This window comes from uncultured Bacteroides sp. (assembly GCF_949298305.1).
In the GTDB taxonomy this organism is placed as follows: domain Bacteria; phylum Bacteroidota; class Bacteroidia; order Bacteroidales; family Bacteroidaceae; genus Bacteroides.
Genome location: NZ_CASFWU010000032.1, coordinates 56,641 through 74,543 on the forward strand (window position 1 = coordinate 56,641; position 17,903 = coordinate 74,543).

15 protein-coding genes and 1 pseudogene are annotated in these 17,903 nt (G+C 55.0%); 9 read left to right on the forward strand and 7 right to left on the reverse strand.

The annotated features are described in order from the left end of the window. Positions 1-149 precede the first annotated feature (149 nt). The 6 genes from Q1Y74_RS06170 to Q1Y74_RS06195 all read left to right on the forward strand — a co-directional run bounded on the left by Q1Y74_RS06170 (position 150) and on the right by Q1Y74_RS06195 (position 8,354). A complete protein-coding gene (locus Q1Y74_RS06170) occupies positions 150-1,436 on the forward strand; it encodes a DUF2851 family protein (RefSeq protein ID WP_300812957.1) in 1,287 nt (428 codons plus the stop codon). Positions 1,437-1,568: 132 nt separating this feature from the next. Next, positions 1,569-2,606 carry a Holliday junction branch migration DNA helicase RuvB gene (gene ruvB / locus Q1Y74_RS06175; RefSeq protein WP_300812959.1) on the forward strand — a complete coding sequence of 346 codons (1,038 nt, stop codon included), beginning with the start codon at positions 1,569-1,571 and terminating at the stop codon, positions 2,604-2,606. A 39-nt stretch (positions 2,607-2,645) separates the two neighbouring features. Beyond that, on the forward strand, positions 2,646-3,002 hold the full coding sequence (locus Q1Y74_RS06180) for an endonuclease domain-containing protein (RefSeq protein ID WP_300812961.1): 357 nt from the start codon (positions 2,646-2,648) through the stop codon (positions 3,000-3,002). A 310-nt stretch (positions 3,003-3,312) separates the two neighbouring features. After that, entirely contained in the window at positions 3,313-4,764 is a 1,452-nt protein-coding gene (locus tag Q1Y74_RS06185; protein ID WP_300812962.1) for a lipopolysaccharide biosynthesis protein, read from the forward strand. A 55-nt stretch (positions 4,765-4,819) separates the two neighbouring features. After that, positions 4,820-6,187 carry a TIGR00341 family protein gene (locus Q1Y74_RS06190; RefSeq protein ID WP_300812964.1) on the forward strand — a complete coding sequence of 456 codons (1,368 nt, stop codon included), beginning with the start codon at positions 4,820-4,822 and terminating at the stop codon, positions 6,185-6,187. Between the two features lie 34 nt (positions 6,188-6,221). Further along, entirely contained in the window at positions 6,222-8,354 is a 2,133-nt protein-coding gene (locus Q1Y74_RS06195) for a S46 family peptidase (protein ID WP_300812966.1), read from the forward strand. A 442-nt stretch (positions 8,355-8,796) separates the two neighbouring features. On the opposite strand, the gene Q1Y74_RS06200 is transcribed toward Q1Y74_RS06195, so the two are convergent. After that, on the reverse strand, positions 8,797-9,723 hold the full coding sequence (locus tag Q1Y74_RS06200) for a hydrogen peroxide-inducible genes activator (RefSeq protein WP_300812968.1): 927 nt from the start codon (positions 9,721-9,723) through the stop codon (positions 8,797-8,799). 139 nt (positions 9,724-9,862) lie between these two features. On the opposite strand from Q1Y74_RS06200, the gene Q1Y74_RS06205 reads away from it, so the two are divergent. After that, on the forward strand, positions 9,863-10,351 hold the full coding sequence (locus Q1Y74_RS06205) for a DNA starvation/stationary phase protection protein (protein WP_300812969.1): 489 nt from the start codon (positions 9,863-9,865) through the stop codon (positions 10,349-10,351). 160 nt (positions 10,352-10,511) lie between these two features. Here Q1Y74_RS06205 and Q1Y74_RS06210 read toward each other — a convergent pair whose 3' ends face one another. From Q1Y74_RS06210 to Q1Y74_RS06235, 6 genes and pseudogenes are all read right to left on the reverse strand, one after another. Further along, positions 10,512-12,395: a DEAD/DEAH box helicase gene (locus Q1Y74_RS06210; protein ID WP_300812971.1), complete on the reverse strand. Its 1,884-nt coding sequence runs from the start codon at positions 12,393-12,395 to the stop codon at positions 10,512-10,514. Positions 12,396-12,443: 48 nt separating this feature from the next. Beyond that, positions 12,444-13,505 (reverse strand): tyrosine-protein phosphatase, encoded by a 1,062-nt coding sequence (locus Q1Y74_RS06215; RefSeq protein WP_300812973.1) that lies wholly within the window; start codon positions 13,503-13,505, stop codon positions 12,444-12,446. Positions 13,506-13,716: 211 nt separating this feature from the next. After that, positions 13,717-14,076: a hypothetical protein gene (locus tag Q1Y74_RS06220; RefSeq protein WP_300812974.1), complete on the reverse strand. Its 360-nt coding sequence runs from the start codon at positions 14,074-14,076 to the stop codon at positions 13,717-13,719. A 222-nt stretch (positions 14,077-14,298) separates the two neighbouring features. After that, a pseudogene (locus Q1Y74_RS06225) lies at positions 14,299-14,568 on the reverse strand (RHS repeat-associated core domain-containing protein); the annotation flags it as partial. A 183-nt stretch (positions 14,569-14,751) separates the two neighbouring features. Beyond that, complete coding sequence (locus tag Q1Y74_RS06230; protein WP_300812976.1) at positions 14,752-15,267, reverse strand: hypothetical protein; 516 nt, start codon at positions 15,265-15,267, stop codon at positions 14,752-14,754. A 6-nt stretch (positions 15,268-15,273) separates the two neighbouring features. Further along, positions 15,274-15,414 (reverse strand): hypothetical protein, encoded by a 141-nt coding sequence (locus Q1Y74_RS06235; RefSeq protein ID WP_300812979.1) that lies wholly within the window; start codon positions 15,412-15,414, stop codon positions 15,274-15,276. Positions 15,415-15,833: 419 nt separating this feature from the next. Between Q1Y74_RS06235 and Q1Y74_RS06240 the strand changes: the two genes are divergently transcribed. Both Q1Y74_RS06240 and Q1Y74_RS06245 read left to right on the forward strand, forming a co-directional pair. Continuing rightward, positions 15,834-17,057 (forward strand): site-specific integrase, encoded by a 1,224-nt coding sequence (locus Q1Y74_RS06240; protein WP_300812999.1) that lies wholly within the window; start codon positions 15,834-15,836, stop codon positions 17,055-17,057. A gap of 396 nt (positions 17,058-17,453) precedes the next feature. Further along, a partial coding sequence (locus Q1Y74_RS06245) for a helix-turn-helix domain-containing protein (RefSeq protein ID WP_300812981.1) occupies positions 17,454-17,903 on the forward strand: 450 nt, incomplete at its 3' end.

Below are 17,903 nucleotides of genomic sequence, written 5' to 3' on the forward strand. Positions count from 1 at the left end.
ATAACTTCTTAACTCCCAGTGAAATATCAAACCCGAAACTTGAGTAAAATAATATATGAATAAAATATGTAAGACTGAATACTAACTTAAATCACCACCCCCTTCCTCCCCTCTCCTTGGGAGAGGGGCCGGGGGTGAGGCTTCTGTTTATGGAACACCTTTTACACTACCTCTGGAAACACAAAATCTTCCCTTTGCAGGAACTGCACACGACCGACGGGCGGCGGGTGGAAGTCATTGACCCCGGCCTGCCCAACACCAACGCCGGGCCCGACTTCTTCAACGCCAAGCTGAAGCTGGACGGCGTGCTGTGGGTGGGAAACGTGGAGCTGCACGAGCGCTCTTCGCTCTGGATGAAGCACGGACACCAGACGGACAAGGCCTACGACAACGTCATCCTGCACGTGGTGGGCGAGGCCGACTGCGACGTGTGCCGCACGGACGGCGAGCCCATCCCCCAACTCGTGCTGACTTGTCCTGCCGACGTGGCCCGTCGCTACGACGAGCTGCGTCAGTCCGAAATCTGTCCGCCCTGTTACTCCGTCCTCCCGTCCCTGTCGCGCCTGACGGTTCATTCCTGGTTTTCGGCCTTGCAGGCGGAGCGTTTCGCACGGAAGGCGGCCGACATCCGCGCCCGTCTCGATGCCTGCCAAAACCATTGGGAGGACGTGTTCTTCATCACCCTGGCGCGCAACTACGGATTCGGCCTGAATAGCGATGCCTTCGAGGCCTGGGCCCGGCTCATCCCCTTCCGTGCCGTAGACAAGCACCGTGACGACCTTTTCCAGGTGGAGGCCTTCTTCTTCGGTCAGGCGGGCCTGCTGGAGGAGGAACTGCCCGATGCCGACGACTATTACCTCCGCCTCCGAAAGGAGTTCCGCTACCTGCAACGCAAATTCGACCTGCCGGCTCCGCTGGATGCCTCGCGCTGGCGCTTCCTGCGCCTCCGGCCGGGCAACTTCCCCCACGTGCGCCTGGCCCAGCTGGCCAGCCTCTACCACACACGGCCCGCCCTCTTCTCGCAGGTGATGGAGGCCGACACGACCGAGGCCGCCAGGAAGCTCCTCGTCACCTCCACTTCCGATTACTGGGAGCGGCACTTCACCTTCCGCCACTCCTCGCCCGAGCGCGTGAAGCGGGTGGGGGAGAACGCCCTCAACCTGATGCTCATCAACACCGTCATTCCTTTCCTCTACGCCTACGGCCTCCACAAGGCCGACGACAACCTGTGCGAGCGTGCCACCCGCTTCCTGGAATCGCTTCGTGCCGAGAACAACCACATCACCCGCCTCTGGGAGGGTGCCGGCCTGCCCGTCTCTACCGCTGCCGATTCGCAGGCCCTCATCCAGCTTCAGCGGGAATATTGCGAACGCAAGGACTGCCTCCGCTGCCGCTTCGGTTACGAATTCCTGAAGGGACGGAAGACAGGCGGGTGAGGGAGATGCTTGCGAAAAGCCGTATGCTTTGTCGGTTATTCCAAAATTAATTAGTTATTTTGCACGAGCCAAGCTCCGCAGGTGCGGACGCAGGTCACTGACAGCAGGCTTGGCATGAAAACAATTGAATCAATGGAACAGGAAAACTTTGACATACGCAGCCAGAAACCGCTTTCGGGCAAGGAAAAGGACTTTGAGAACGCCCTCCGCCCGCTGGCCTTCGAGGACTTCAGCGGACAGAGCCAGGTGGTGGAGAACCTGCGCATCTTCGTGACGGCTGCCCGCCTGCGGGGTGAGGCGCTGGACCACACCCTGCTGCACGGCCCTCCGGGACTGGGCAAGACGACACTCTCCAACATCATTGCCAACGAATTGGGCGTGGGCTTCAAAATCACCTCGGGGCCCGTGCTGGACAAACCCGGCGACCTGGCGGGCATCCTCACCAGCCTGGAGCCGAACGACGTGCTCTTCATCGACGAGATTCACCGCCTCAGCCCGGTTGTGGAGGAGTATCTCTATTCGGCCATGGAGGATTACCGCATCGACATCATGATAGACAAGGGCCCTTCTGCCCGCAGCATCCAGATAGACCTGAACCCTTTCACGCTGGTGGGAGCCACCACGCGCAGCGGCCTGCTGACAGCCCCGCTCCGTGCCCGCTTCGGCATCAACCTGCACCTGGAGTATTACGACACCGACGTCCTGAGCGGCATCATCCTCCGCTCGGCCGGCATCCTGGGCGTGCCCTGTTCCAACAAGGCCGCGCTGGAGATTGCAGGCCGCAGCCGCGGCACGCCCCGTATCGCCAACGCCTTGCTGCGCCGTGTGCGGGACTTTGCCCAGGTCAAAGGCTCGGGCCGCATCGACACCGAGATTGCAAGCATCGCCCTCGAGGCGCTGAACATCGACAAGTACGGCCTCGACCAGATTGACAACAAGATACTGACCACCATCATCGACAAGTTCCGGGGCGGCCCCGTAGGCCTGACCACCATCGCCACCGCCCTGGGCGAGGACGCAGGCACCATCGAAGAGGTGTACGAACCGTTCCTCATCAAGGAAGGCTTCATCAAGCGCACGCCACGCGGGCGGGAGGTGACGGAACTGGCGTACAAGCACTTGGGACGCAGCCTGTATCAGAATGGCGGGCAGCCTTCTTTGTTTGATTGACGGATTGTCTGTCACAAAGTTCTGGAGATGGAAGACCGGATGAACAAACCCGAATGGCTGCACAGACGGCGGAAACTTCGCAATGCACTGACCCCGGCCGAAGCGGTTCTGTGGAGGGTGCTGAAGGAACGGCAGGTTTATGGATTGAAGTTCAGGCGGCAGCATAGTGTAGGGCCTTATATCCTTGATTTCTATTGCCTGGAGTTGAAACTGGCAATAGAACTGGATGGTGAATCGCACGCGATTCGTGGGGAGTACGATGAGCAGCGGACGGATTATCTGTTCCGGGTGGCAGGCATTACGGTACTTCGTTTTGAGAATCGTGTGGTGTTTGAAGATCTCGAACGGATTATTGAGGAAATAGGAGAGAAGATAGCTGCCTCTAAAACTGATTGAGAGAGTAACTGAAGAGATACGTCAGTACAAGACTATCCTAAACGGTCTGTCAAAACAAAGTGATGCTATCTGACTCCCCTCCTTCTGGAAGGAGGGGTGTCCAACGGGCGGGGTGGTAGGTGAATTCACACGCGTAAACACCTACGTAATCATTCAAAGGTTGCTCCGCAGGGCGTGCCTACCACCTCCCCCTTCGGGTACTCCTCCTTCCGGAAGGAGGAGAGTTTAAGATACTCTTGCTGGGGCATACTCTCCGTGACAGGTTAAGTATTGAATTGATAATGAAGAAAGAATAGAAATAATAGAAAGAATGGCAAACTTGAAATCATTGGCTAAAGACACCGCCATCTACGGCTTGAGCAGCATCGTGGGGCGTTTCCTGAACTATCTGCTGGTGCCCGTCTACACCATGGCCATGTCGGCACAGTCGGGCGGCTACGGTGTGGTGACCAACATCTATGCTTGGGTGGCGCTGATGCTGGTGCTGCTCACCTTCGGCATGGAGACGGGTTTCTTCCGCTTTGCCAACAACGGCAAGGACGACCCCATGCGCGTCTACTCCACCTCGCTGCTCGGGGTGGGCGGCGTGTCGCTGGCGTTTCTGGCATTGGGGCTGGTGTTCCTGCAGCCCATTGCGGGGCTGCTGGGGTATGAAGAACACCCGTGGTACGTGGGCATGATGATGATTGTGGTGGCCATGGACGCCATCCAGAGCATTCCCTTCGCCTATCTGCGCTACCGGCAGCGGCCGCTGAAGTTTGCGGCGCTGAAGCTGCTGTTCATCTTCCTGAACATTGCGCTCAACCTTATCTATTATGTATGGATGGAGGGCAGCGACGTGGGCTATGCCTTCCTGTTCAACCTGATTTGTACCTCTACCGTCATGGTGTGCATGATACCCGAGCTGAGCGGCTTCCGCTATGTGCTGGACCGCGCTCTGCTGCGCCGCATGCTGTCCTACTGCATGCCGCTGCTGGTGCTGGGCATTGCGGGCATCCTGAACCAGGTGGCGGACAAGATTATCTTCCCTTACGTCTATCCCGACAAGGCCGAGGCCACGGTGCAGCTGGGCATCTACGGAGCCGCCAGCAAGATAGCCATGATCATGGCCATGCTGACGCAGGCTTTCCGCTATGCCTACGAGCCCTTTGTCTTCGGCAAGAGCCGCGACAAGGACAACCGCGAGGTCTATGCGCAGGCCATGAAGTTCTTCATCATCTTCACCCTGCTGGCCTATCTGGCCGTGATGTTCTACATGGACCTGCTGAAGCACATCATCGGGCGCGGCTACTGGGAAGGCCTGCGCGTGGTGCCCATCGTCATGGCGGCCGAAATCTTCATGGGCGTCTACTTCAACCTCTCCTTCTGGTACAAGCTGATTGACGAGACGCGCTGGGGAGCCTACTTCTCGCTGACGGGCTGCGCCGTGCTGGTGCTGATGAACGTGCTGCTGATTCCCCGCTTCGGCTACATGGCCTGTGCCTGGGCCGGCTTCTCGGGCTACGGGGTGGCCATGCTGCTGTCCTACTTCGTGGGGCAGAAGAAGTACCCCATCCGCTACGACCTGAAGGCCATCGGCTCCTACGTGCTGCTGGCGGCGGTGCTCTATGTGGCGGCCGAATACGTGCCGCTGGACAACGTGTGGCTCCGTCTGGCCTTCCGCACCGTGCTGCTGCTGCTGTTTGTGGCCTACATTGTGAAGAAGGACCTGCCCCTGAGCCGCATTCCGGTACTGAACAGGCTGGCGGGCAAGAAGAAATGACCCGGCCGGACGGACACGACTGAATTGATACATAAACTGACTGAAACGAACTGATATGGAAACACCTGATTCTGACAGAAACCTGTTTGTCATCAAGAACTTTCTGAAAGAGTACCTCGACCTGCGCAAGGACAAGGACGACGAGCTGGCCACGGTGGAGTCCATCCGCAAGGGGGTGGAGTTCAAGGGCGCCAACCTGTGGATTCTGATATTTGCCATCTTCATGGCCTCGCTGGGGCTGAACGTCAACTCCACTGCCGTCATTATCGGCGCCATGCTCATCTCCCCGCTGATGGGGCCTATCATGGGCGTGGGCCTCTCTGTGGGCCTGAACGACTTCGAGCTGATGAAACGCTCGCTGAAGAGCTTCCTCATCACCACGCTGTTCAGTGTCACCACCGCCACCATCTTCTTTATTGTAAGCCCGGTGGCCGAAGGGCAGTCGGAGCTGCTGGCCCGTACTTCGCCCACCATCTACGACGTATTCATCGCCCTCATGGGCGGCCTGGCGGGCGTGGTGGCCCTTTCCACCAAGGAGAAGGGCAACGTGATTCCCGGCGTGGCCATTGCCACGGCCCTCATGCCGCCGCTCTGTACGGCGGGTTACGGTCTGGCCACGGGCAACCTCATCTACTTCCTGGGCGCCTTCTACCTCTACTTCATCAACTCGGTCTTCATCAGCCTGGCCACCTTCATCGGGGTGCGGGTGATGCACTTCCAGCGCAAGGCCTTTGTGGACAAGAACCGCGAGAAGAAGGTGCGCAAGTACATTGTGCTGATAGCCGTGCTCACCATGTGCCCTGCCGTCTACCTGACCGTGGGCATCATTCAGGACACGTTCTTTGAAAGCTCGGCCAACAAGTTCATCAACGAGCAGCTGGCCTTTGACAACACGCAGGTGCTGGACAAGAAGATACAGCACACGGCCAACGGGCACGAGATACGCGTGGTGCTGATAGGCGAGGAGGTGCCCGAAGCCTCCATTGCCATTGCCCGCAGCAAGATGGCTGACTACAAGCTGGAGAACACCAAGCTGGTGGTGATGCAGGGCATGAACTACGAGTCGGTGGACATTTCGTCCATCCGCGCCATGGTGATGGAAGACTTCTACAAGAACAGCGAACAGCGCCTGGTGGAGCAGACCAAGAAGATTGCCTCGCTGGAGAAGGACCTGGAGCGCTACCGCACGTTCGACGGGCTGAGCAAGGCCCTCGTGCCCGAGCTCAAGGTGCTCTATCCCTCGGTGCGCTCGCTCTCCCTGTCCCACGCCATCGAGATGACCGTGGACTCCATGCGGACAGACACGGTGCTGCTGGCCGTGATGAAGTTCGGCAAGCAGCCCGACGCGGCCGAGAAGGCCAAGATTGCCGAATGGCTGAAGGCCCGCACGGGTACCGGCAGCCTGAAGCTGATAACCGAATAAAGGACCTATTTAAAAACAGACAAGGACAGAACGTATGAAAGGAAGAATGGCATGGATGGTTCTCCTGCTGCTGCTGGCGGTGGCAGGACGGGCCGATGAAGGCATGTGGATGCTGGGCAACCTGAACAGGCAGACCCGCAAGGCCATGAAGGAACGGGGGCTGGAGCTGCCGGCCGACCGCCTGTACAGCACCCGCCGCCCCTCGCTGAAGGACGCCGTGGTGAGCTTCGGCGGATTCTGCTCGGGCGTGGTGGTGTCCGAGGACGGACTGGTGCTCACCAACCACCACTGCGGCTTCCAGAGCGTGCAGCAGCACTCCAGCGTGGAGCACGACTACCTGAAGGACGGCTTCGTGGCACGCAGCCGCGAAGAAGAGCTGCCCAACCCCGAACTCTACGTCCGCTTCCTGCTGAGGCAGGAGGACGTCACCCGGCGTGTGCTCAAGGCCGTGAAGCCTGGCATGGGCGAGCCCGAACGCAGTGCCGCCACCGACTCGGTGATGCTGGCCATCGGGGCCGAGGTCTCCGCCAAGGACAGCACGCTGACGGGTGTGGTCGACGCCTACTATGGCGGCAACGAGTTCTGGCTCTCGGTCTACCGCGACTATTACGACGTCCGCCTGGTGTTTGCCCCGCCCTCGTCGGTGGGCAAGTTCGGCTGGGACAAGGACAACTGGGAGTGGCCGCGCCACACGGGCGACTTCTGCGTCTTCCGCATCTATGCCGGCCCGGACAACCGCCCCGCCGAATACTCGCCGGACAACGTGCCCTACCATCCCGACTACGTGGCCCCCATCTCCTTGCAGGGCTACCGCGAAGGCTCGTTCTGCATGACGCTGGGCTACCCCGGCCACACGGAGCGCTACCTCTCGTCCTACGGCATCGAGGAGATGGTGAACAACGCCAACCGGGCGCAGATTGACGTGCGCGGCGTGAAGCAGGCCATCTGGAAGCGCGAGATGGACCGCCGCGACAGCATCCGCATCAAGTATGCCTCCAAATACGACGAAAGCTCCAACTACTGGAAGAACAGCATCGGCGTGAACCGCGCCGTGGAACGCCTGCACGTGCTGGACAAGAAGCGCGCCCTGGAGCGGGAGCTGCGCCGGTGGATTCAGCAGACGCCCGCCGAGCGCGGACAGCTGCTCCACCTCTTCTCCGACCTGGAGCTGGCCTACAAGCAGCGCCGCGAGGCCGACCATGCCATGTCCTACTTTGCCGAAGCCTTCCTGAACGGCCCCGAACTGCTGCAGCAGACGCTTTCCATCCTGAACTTCGACTTCGAGGGCGAACAGGAGACGGTGATGGCCAACCTGAAGGCCATCGTGGAGAAGTATCGGAACATGGACGTGGAGATAGACAAGGAAGTGTTTGCGGCCATGCTGGCCGAGTACCGCTCGCGGGTGGACTCCGTCTACCTGCCCGAGTGCTACCGCGTCATTGCCGCCGACTATGGCGGCAACGACCGTGCCTACGTCGATTCGCTCTACGCCCGCACGCAGCTGGCCACGACCGAGGGACTGCGGCGCTTCCTGGAGCGCGACAGCACCTACAACCTGCTGGACGACCCCGCCATCACGCTGGGCATTGACCTCATTACGAAGATTTTCGAGATGAACGTGCAGGTACAGGAGCCTACCCGGCAGATTGTGCGCGGCGAGCGGCTGCTCAACGCCGCCATACGCCGCTACTACGACTCGCGCAACTTCTATCCCGACGCCAACTCCTCGCTGCGGCTCAGCTTCGGCACCGTCTGCGGCTACGAGCCTGCCGACGGCGTCAGTTACCGCTACTACACCACCGCGCGGGGGGTGCTGGAGAAGGCCAGGGCCTATGCGGGCAACGTGGATTTCGAGGTGCAGCCCGAAATACTCTCGCTGCTGGCCTCGGGCGACTTCGGCCCCTATGCCGACGAGAACGGCGAGATGAAGGTGTGCTTCATCTCCAACAACGACATCACGGGCGGCAACAGCGGCAGCGCCATGTTCAACGCGCGGGGCGAGCTGTTGGGGCTGGCCTTCGACGGCAACTGGGAGGCCATGAGCAGCGACATCCTCTACGAACCCCGGATGCAGCGCTGCATCGGAGTGGACATCCGCTACGTGCTGTTCATGATTGAGAAGTACGGCCGGGCGGGCCACCTGATTGAAGAGCTCCGGCTCAGGTAAGACGGGGTGGGGGATTCTGATTTCTGATTTCTGTCTCCGGCGTCCGGGTTTCCGTTCCTCCGGTTTCAGCCGAGGGGGGCCGGTGGCTTGTGCCTGCCCTGTGGCCGGCCCGAGGGGGGCGGCATGCGGTGCCTTCAGCGGTTCCGGTCGTAGCCGGCATGGACTTTGCAGCCTGCTTGCAGTGTGTTTGCTGCAAGCAGGCTGCAGCGTTGCTGCATGCTTGCTTACAGCGTTGCTGCATGCCTGTTTGCAGTGGCGCTGCAACCGGGTGTGCAGTTCTGTGCCGCCTGCTGCGTCGGCCCTATGCGCACGCCGCTCTTCCTGGCCGCACGGGCAGATGGGGCTGCGTGCATCCGTACAGCGGCGGTTCCGGACCGGGGTCGGCGGCGGCCGACCGCTGCCTGCCTGCCTCCGGCCGCTCAATGCGGCTTTCCTTTCCGCGTCAGATGACCTGCTGGGTGGGCTGGGGCGAAAGCATTTCGTGCGGGACGGCGGACTGTATCTCCTTCACCAGGGCGTCGCGCAGTGTGTGGCGGATGTAGTTCTGGGCGGTGAGCAGCACAATCTGGCGCGTGGGCACGGGGATGGCAAAGGGCCGCACCAGCTCGCGCTGGGTCTCGCTCAGTTGCAGCACCGACAGGCCGGGGATGAAGGTGATGCCCTTGCCGCCTTCGACCATGCGCATGAAAGTCTCCATGCTGCCCAGGTGATAGGCCAGCTGGCTGACGCGGGCGGCCTTCAGCTGGCAGAAGCGCACCAGCTGGTCGCGGAAGCAATGTCCCTCGTCCAGGAGCCAGAGTTGCTCGCCGACGAGGTCGGCGGTGCGCACCACGGTGTTGTTGAACAGGGCGTCTTCGCGCGCTACGTAGGCATAGAACGGCTCGTAGAACAGGGCGGTCCGGGCATAGTCTTCCATGCCGTCCATGGCGGCCACGATGCCGGCGTCTATTTCTGCGGCTTGCAGGGCCTGCTTGATGGGTTCGGTCTTCATTTCGATGACCCGGATGTCCAGTTGGGGATGCCGCTTCATCAGCTGCGGGAAGAAGCGGGGCAGCAGGTAGGGGGCGATGGTGGGCAGGATGCCCAGGCGGAAGGTGCCCGTCAGCGAGTGTTTTTCTTCCTCTACGATTTCCTTCAGTCGTCCGGCCTGGAGCAGCACGTTGCGCGCCTGGCTGATGATGTGCAGGCCTACGGGTGTGGGCGTCACGGGCTGGCGGCTGCGGTCGAAGATGCGTGTGTCCAGTTCTTCCTCCAGTTTCTGAATCATGGCGCTCAGAGTGGGTTGCGTTACCCGGCAGTGCTCGGCCGCCTTGGCAAAGTGGCGGAAGTGGTCGAGGGCGAGGATGTATTCCAGTTGTTGCAAGGTCATGGAAATCAGCTTTTTAAGGTTTCGTGATAAATCTGTTCGATGCAAAGATAGAAATTATCTGTTTGACGCGTAAAGCTGAGGCGCTTATCTTTGCAGCAAACCCAAGAAAAATAGTACGAACCTTTTAGAACAAACAAGTATGAAAACAATGGATTATCTCAACCTGGACGAAAAGAAGGCGGCTTCCGTATTGCCCGCCTTGCAGCAGTTGCTGGCCGACTTTCAGATACACTACATGAACCTGCGCGGGTTCCACTGGAACATTCAGGGGCATGGATTCTTTATCCTGCACGGCAAGTTCGAGGAGCTCTACGAGGACACCGCCCGCAAGGTGGACGAACTGGCGGAGCGCGTGCTGATGTTGGGCGGCAAGCCCGAGAACCGTTTCAGCCGCTACCTGGAGGTGGCCGGACTGAAAGAGGTGGCCGAGGTGGGCTGTGCCTCGGAAGCGGTGGAGTATGTGCTGGCTGCCCTCCGTCACTTCATGGCCGGAGAGCGCAGGCTGATTGACCTGGCCGCCGAGGCCCACGACGACGTGACGGCCGACCTGATGACCGGTTATCTGAAGGAACAGGAGAAGCTGGTGTGGATGCTGGTGGCCTTCAGTTCGCAGGGCTGCGCCCACTGACGCAGGAGCGTGCGGGCCGCTGGGGCGCCAAGGCGCTGAGGCGTGCGCCCGAAACGCAGATGGGACAACTCTCCACAGGCATCATCGTCCGGCCCGGCCGGAGGGATTGGTCTGTGGGGATTTGTCCCATCTTGTTGTTGTTTACAGGCAGGGCGCGCCTTTATCCTCTTTTCTTCTTCGACGGTTTGGCCCAGCCTTCTTCGCTGAAGTCGGGCTCCGGTCCGCGGAAGCCGTCGTTGTTGTGCTGGAAGAACTGTTTCCAGTCGTCTTTCTTGCCGCGCGGCTTGGTGTAGCCCCGCTCCTCGCGGCTGGGCTTGGTCTTGGCGGCCTTGGCTTTGGCGGGTGCGGGCTGGGCGGCGGATGCCTTCTTGCCTTCGGCGCTGCGGGTTCCTTTCCGTTCCTTTCCCTTGGCCGCGGCGTCTTCTTCGCCGGCTCTTTCCACGGAGATTCTACGCCCTTTCCAGTTGGCGCGGTTCAGGGCCTTCAGCACGTTGCCGGTCTCTTTTTCGTCCACCTCGAAGAAGGAGAAGTTGCGCATCAGGTCGATGCGTCCCACGTCGATGCGTCCGCGCGTGTGGTTGTTCAGCAGGCCGATGAGGTCGGCAGGCGTGAAGTTGTCCGTCTTGCCCACATTGATGAAGAGGCGTGTGAATCCTTCTTCGGGCTTGCGTCCGTTGCTCTTCTTCTTGCCCTTTTCGGCTTTGGGTTCTTTGGCGCTGACGGTCTCTATCTCTTCGCGGTCGCGATAGTACTCCAGGAAGCGGTTGAACTCGTGCGACACCATTCGCTTGATGAGGTCTTCCTTCGACAGCCAGTCCAGCTTGCGGTAGACGTCGGGCATGTATCCGGCTATCTCGTCTTCGTTCACCTTGACCTTCTCCAGGTCGTCTATCACCTTGAAGAGCTGCTTCTCGCAGATTTGTCGTCCGGTGGGCATTTCGCCGGGCTGGAACTGCTTGCCGATGATGCGCTCAATCTCGCGCACCTTGCCCTTTTCGCGCAGGTTGATGATGGCGATGGAGGTTCCGGTCTTTCCGGCGCGTCCGGTTCGTCCGCTGCGGTGGGTATAGCTTTCGGTGTCGTCGGGCAGTCCGTAGTTGATGACGTGCGTCAGGTCGTCCACGTCCAGTCCGCGCGCGGCCACGTCGGTGGCCACCAGCAGCTGCAGGTTGCGGATGCGGAACTTCTGCATCACGGCGTCACGCTGTGCCTGCGAGAGTTCGCCGTGCAGTGCGTCGGCGTTGTATCCTTCCTGCATCAGCTTGTCGGCAATCTCCTGCGTCTCCTTGCGGGTGCGGCAGAAGATGATGGCGTATATCTGCGGGTAGTAGTCCACAATGCGCTTCAGTGCGGCGTACTTGTCCTTGGCGTGTACGGTGTAGACCACGTGTCGGACGTTGCTGGTTCCTTCGTTCTTGCGCCCGATGGTGATTTCCTTGGCGTTGCGCAGGTAGTTCTTGGCAATGCGGGCTATTTCGGGGCTCATGGTGGCGGAGAAGAGCAGCGTGTTGCGCTCCTGGGGCACGTCGGCCAGGATGGCGTTGATGCTCTCGCTGAACCCCATGTTCAGCATTTCGTCCGCCTCGTCCATCACCACGTTCTGTATGTCGGCCAGGGAGACGGTCTTGCGCTCCATCAGGTCGAGCAGTCGGCCGGGTGTGGCCACAATGATGTGTACGCCCTGCTTCAGTGCACGTATCTGGCTCTCGATGGACGAGCCGCCGTAGACGGGCAGCACGCGCAGGCCTTCGACGTACTTGGAGTAGTCGTTCAGGTCGCCCGCTATCTGGAGGCAGAGTTCGCGGGTGGGGCAAAGGATAAGGGATTGGGGGACTCGGTTGTTAACGTTAATTTTCTGTATCAGTGGCAGACCGAACGCTGCGGTCTTTCCTGTTCCTGTCTGTGCGAGGGCTACTACGTCGTTGTTTTCACCCAGAAGGTATGGAATCACTTCCTCTTGTACCGGCATGGGATTCTCATATCCCATCTCTTCGATGGCGCGGCGTATCTCCGGCGACACACCGAGCTCTTCAAATGTCTTCATTCAAAAAATGTTGTATATCTTTATATTTCGGCGCAAAGGTACGACTTTTTAATGAAGTAGCAGGCGTTTAAGCTTCTTTAATTCACTTTTGTCCAGTCCGATGCCTTCTTTGAGGTAGTCTTCCACGCTTCCGTATTTGCTTTCCACTTCATCTTTGGCTGCGTTGAGGAAGTTTTCGCGGGCCGAGAACAGGGTGGTGACGGCTTCCTGGCGGCGTGGGGGCAGGCTGTAGGCGTCGCGCCAGGCGCGGCGGATGTTGAAGTAGTGGTTGCTGAGGCGGTAGTCGTACATGATGAGGTCTTCGTTCACGTCGAGGGCGGCCAGTATCAGGGCGGAGACGATGCCCGTACGTCCCTTGCCCGAGGTACACTGGATGACGACGGGATAGTTGTCCTCGTCCAGCAGCACGTCGAACACGCGGCGGAACTCGTCCGTACTGTTGAGCATCAGTTCGCGGTTCATGCGCTCCACCAGGCGGTAGACGGTGTCGCTCTTGATTCTGCCGTACATGATGTCCTTCAGTATCTCGCCCGTATTGCCGCTTATCAGCGGGATGTCCACGACTTTGAAGTCCTTTGACAGGGAGGGCTTCCCGATTTTCTCAGAGGGGGAGCGCAGGTCGATGACGGTCTTCACCCCCATGTTCTTCAGTTTCTTGAGGGTGAACGGGTTCAGTCTTTCGGCTTCTCCCGAGCGGTAGAGCTTGCCCCAGCGCACTTCTTTCCCGCTTCCGCCGGAGGGGTATCCGCCCAGGTCGCGGAAGTTCTGTATGCCGGGCAGGTTGACGTTGCGCGAGGCCACTTGCTTGCGGTGCCGCTCGTCGAACAGCAGGGTGTAGTAGCGGCGCTGTGTGGGGTCGGCGTTGATGACCGTCACCCATTGGTCGGCAATGTTGGCGGAGGCTACCGCGTTCTTTTCGGGGATGTGGTCCGGATCGGTGGAAGCATATACTTTCACCTCGCCTTCAATGAGCGGAGCGGTTTCCCACTTGACGATGCAGTTTCCCACCTTGTTCTCTTCGCAGATGGCGGAAATGTGGGGGGTGACGCCGCTGCACGAAGACAGCAGTGCCAGCAGAGTCATCATGCCGATGGACAGTTTTTTGTACATAGTGCTATCGTCTCTAATTAAAAGCGTTTGCTGCAAATATATGCAATTTCATTTCAGACGATACTTCCGTTGCGAAGGATTTAGATTTCTTTGTAAACTTTTAAGGAGGGGAGGAGGCTTGGAAAACTTGCCGCAGGCAGTACGGCGGCCGTTTTATCTTCATTTGCCATTGGTTCTGTATGAGTTTAAATTCTAGGTTCCTGGAAAACGACTATTCAGGTAGCAATCTTATACGAATAGGAAAAAGGAAGATTGACCATTCCCTTCTATTATTCACTTTATTCCATTTACCTTCTGTTGAAAGTAAAATCTTTTTTATTCGCTCATAATAAGGTTTCAGAAGATAAGAATAATGGTAGACATCCAGAATACGCACATCCCTTATAAAGAGATTGGCATCCAAAAGAATTGTACATGCAATGTATGTATTGAATTCCTTATAGGCCATATTTTCAATGTCAATATACGAATAGTAACAGCTGTCAAAATATTGTTGAAAACAACCAGATCCGCCTTTAAACTCTACACCGAGATTGGCGGTATCTTTGATGTCATAATAGTAAACATCCATATCATTACCATCAATGGTTGGCCCTATCGTTTTAAAACTCTTGATTGATTCATGAGGTCTTCAAAGACAGTAGCACCATTTTCCTCATACGGCTGGGCATTGAAAACTGTTACTTGAGAAAGCAGAAGTAGTATTAATATCATTCTATTCACCATAACCTAATCTCCTCATCATGGTATCATTTCTTTCGTATGCAAATGGATCAGCGTCATTCTGACTGCATTCACTGGGTAAATTTAAACAATTAGATTGAATCTTGGTAATGCCTTTATTCAAATCTTTCGTCAGATTGCCGTTGGCGTCGTAAGCGTACTCATCGGCCTGCTTTACGGCATCTTGGAACTCGAAACCGTTGTTGTAGGCCGTAGCGGTGGAAGCGTCGTCCACCCGGTTCAGTTGGTTGCCGTTGAGCGTGAAGGTCAGGTTGTCAATTAAGCCATATCCGCTTGCGGAAGTCTGTCCGTACCGTTGCAAGGCAAGTATGTTTCCGTTCTAGAGAAGTGCCTTCGCCAAAGGATATACATAGGCATTGCTGTAACTTGACGAACATGCCATACTAGATAAGAGAAATAATGAAATTCCCTGCTTACATCTAATGACATAAGCAGGGAATTGTCGCATTAAAAAATTGATATCAGGAAATGCTATATATTTCTATCCGATACAATAGAAAATTTAAAATCCATTTTGTCTTATGTAATACAAGGTGCTCGTTAAAGGATTATACAACAAGAAATATTTTTGGAGTCCATTTACATAAATGCAACTATAGTAATTGTTCTCATTTTTCAGTTCACTTTGTAACACTTTTCCTTCCTTAATCCCACTATCAATAATCCATGCCAATTCGAATTCATACTTCAATTGGGTTATTGAGTCTATCGGGCAATTGCTCCACGCTATCGTTTCTACTGTGTCGGGAAGTACTGCATATTCCCAGTTACTATCAATGATAGGATAATTTGGGTCTATTATCGCATTGGTTATTCGATAGACAAATAATTCAAAATAGTCACCATGACTCCAACCTATAAAATCTTTATGAAATATGACTTCAGCATTCGTATTATTAGGGAAAAGACATTCAAAATCTTTTTTTCTCAAGGGAGTATACGTTATCTCACCATAAACTCCATAGCAAATCAAAGAAACAATCCCTATTAATAACATGTAAATAATCCTTCTTTTCATTTCGTATTATTTTACTACTGGCACAATTGCATATCCATAACCATATATTAAAAAATCTTTTCCATCATTAGCTTTTTCCGGTCTTCCAACCCATGTCGCAAAATCTCGAAAAAGTCTACCGTCCATATTGAAATCATATTTGTCCATGTACTTTTCCGAACCAATAAAAACTTTACACCTGAGTTTTGGATAAGAAATATGCTTGAAAATTAGTTAGAATGTTCTATTATATGTATCTTTATAGTGTGAAAATCAAAACGATAGCATATAATTATGAGCATTCTAACAGGCGATAAAATTACGGAAAAACGCTGGAATAATCAACCGAAATCGGAATAATAGTGCATCCTGCACTGATAATAAACGCATTACGCTGAAAATCTCGGAAATACGGGAAATAGCAATTTAGCAAAGAAACGCAAGGTAATGAAATAGAACGGTTGCCTAATCGTTACCTGAAAACGAGTAAGATTTTTCTTTGTGTCGTCACGTTTCATAGTTCTGCATCATATTGCGTATCAATGTATAACTCGCTGACAACTAATTTTGTAACCAAAAAAGATTGGATTATGCGAAGTACATTTAAGGTGCTGTTCTACGTGAACGCAAGCAAGGAGAAAAACGGTATTGTTCCCATCATGGGACGAGTGACAATCAACGGCTCAGTAGCCCAATTCAGTTGTAAGCGTACCATTGCAAAAGAGCTTTGGGATGTAAAAGGCAACCGAGCCAAAGGTAAGAGCAAGGAAGCAAGAGAAATCAATCTTGCTTTGGATAATATCAAGGCTCAAATCATCAAGCACTATCAACGCCTGTCGGATAGAGAAGCCTATGTAACTGCCGAAATGGTACGCAATGCCTATCAAGGCATCGGAACAGAATATGAAACACTGCTCGGCGCATTTGATAAGGATAATGCCACATTCAAGAAACGTGTAGGTACAGACCGAGTGATAGCAACTTATATGTCAAGAGTACGGGCGAGAAACCACGTTGCAGCGTTCATCAAGGCGAACTACAAACGTAACGATATATCGATGATAGAACTGACTCCCGACTTCATCAAGGAGTTTGCCGTATTCCTTGCAACAGATAGAGGTTTGCAGAATGGCAGTATATGGGCAAATTGTATGTGGCTCAAAGGCGTTGTTATGCGTGCCCACTATAATGGGTTGATGCCGAGAAACCCGTTTGCACAATTCCACATCAGCCCCAATGTCAAAGAGAGGGAGTTTCTGACAGAAGATGAATTGAAAGCAGTAATGACGTACGAATTTACGGATAGCAAGTTGGCTTATATCCGAGACCTGTTCGTTTTTGCAAGTTTCACAGCCTTGTCATTCGTGGATATTAAGGAACTGACTACTGATGATATTGTAGAGGTAAACGGAGAGAAGTGGATATTATCCAAGCGACACAAGACTAAAATCCCATTCCAAGTGAAGTTGCTTGATATTCCTTTGCAGATTATCAAACGATACGAACCATTCCAAGAGAACAAACTCGTATTCCCCAATCTGAACTATTGGAGCATCTGTAAACCATTGAAAAAGATGATAAAAGAGTGTGGAATCGATAAGGATATTTCATTCCATTGCTCGAGACATGGATTTGCTACGCTCGCTCTCAGTAAAGGAATGCCAATCGAGAGTGTTAGCCGAGTTTTGGGACATACGAACATTGTTACAACACAACTATATGCAAAGATTACCACCGAGAAAATCGACAAGGATTTAACGATGTTTGGTAACCAACTTAATCAATCATTCGGTAACACCACAATGGCATAAGGTATGGAACGAGCAATAATAACAATCAATGAATCGGGCAATGTGAACATACCCGATAGTAATGTATGGATGTTGTTTTCGGAACTTGAGGTGTTGTTCGATGTGGCAGCACCCACATTAAAGGCTGCAATCCGAGGCATACACAAAAGCGGAGTGATAGCGGAACACACGCAACATTGCAAGGTGATACCATATACCTATTGGGCAACCCTATATAATATGGATATGATTGTCACCCTTGCTTTCCGCATCAATTCATACGGTGCAGAGAGGATACGGAATGAGGTGTTAAAGAGGATATACGGACGAAAAGAGAAAGTATGTGAATTAGTCAAGACTTAATCTGACAGTTACGCATAAAAAGAGTAGATTTGTAACATAAAAGCAGATTAAGTTATGACAACATCAGAAAAAGTCATTAAGAACAAGCTTGGATTGCTTGAGTTGTCTCAGCAGTTGGGCAATGTGTCACGTGCGTGCAAGATTATGGGTTACAGCCGTGACAGTTTTTATCGTTTCAAGGAGTTGTACGAGCAAGGCGGAGAACTGGCCCTGCAGGAGATTTCCCGTAAAAAACCGGTGATAAAGAACCGGGTGGAGGAGCGCATAGAGCAGGCCGTGGTGCAGATGGCCATAGACAACCCAGCTTTGGGCCAGGTGCGCGTATCCAACGAGCTGCGCAAGAAAGGGATGCTCGTATCCCCCGGAGGAGTGCGCTCCATCTGGCTCAGGCATGACATGGAGACTTTCCAGAAACGCCTGAAGGCACTTTCGACCAAGGTGGAGCAGGAAGGCATCGTGCTTGACGAGAACCAGGTGGCCGCGCTGGAAAAAGCCAAGGCGGAG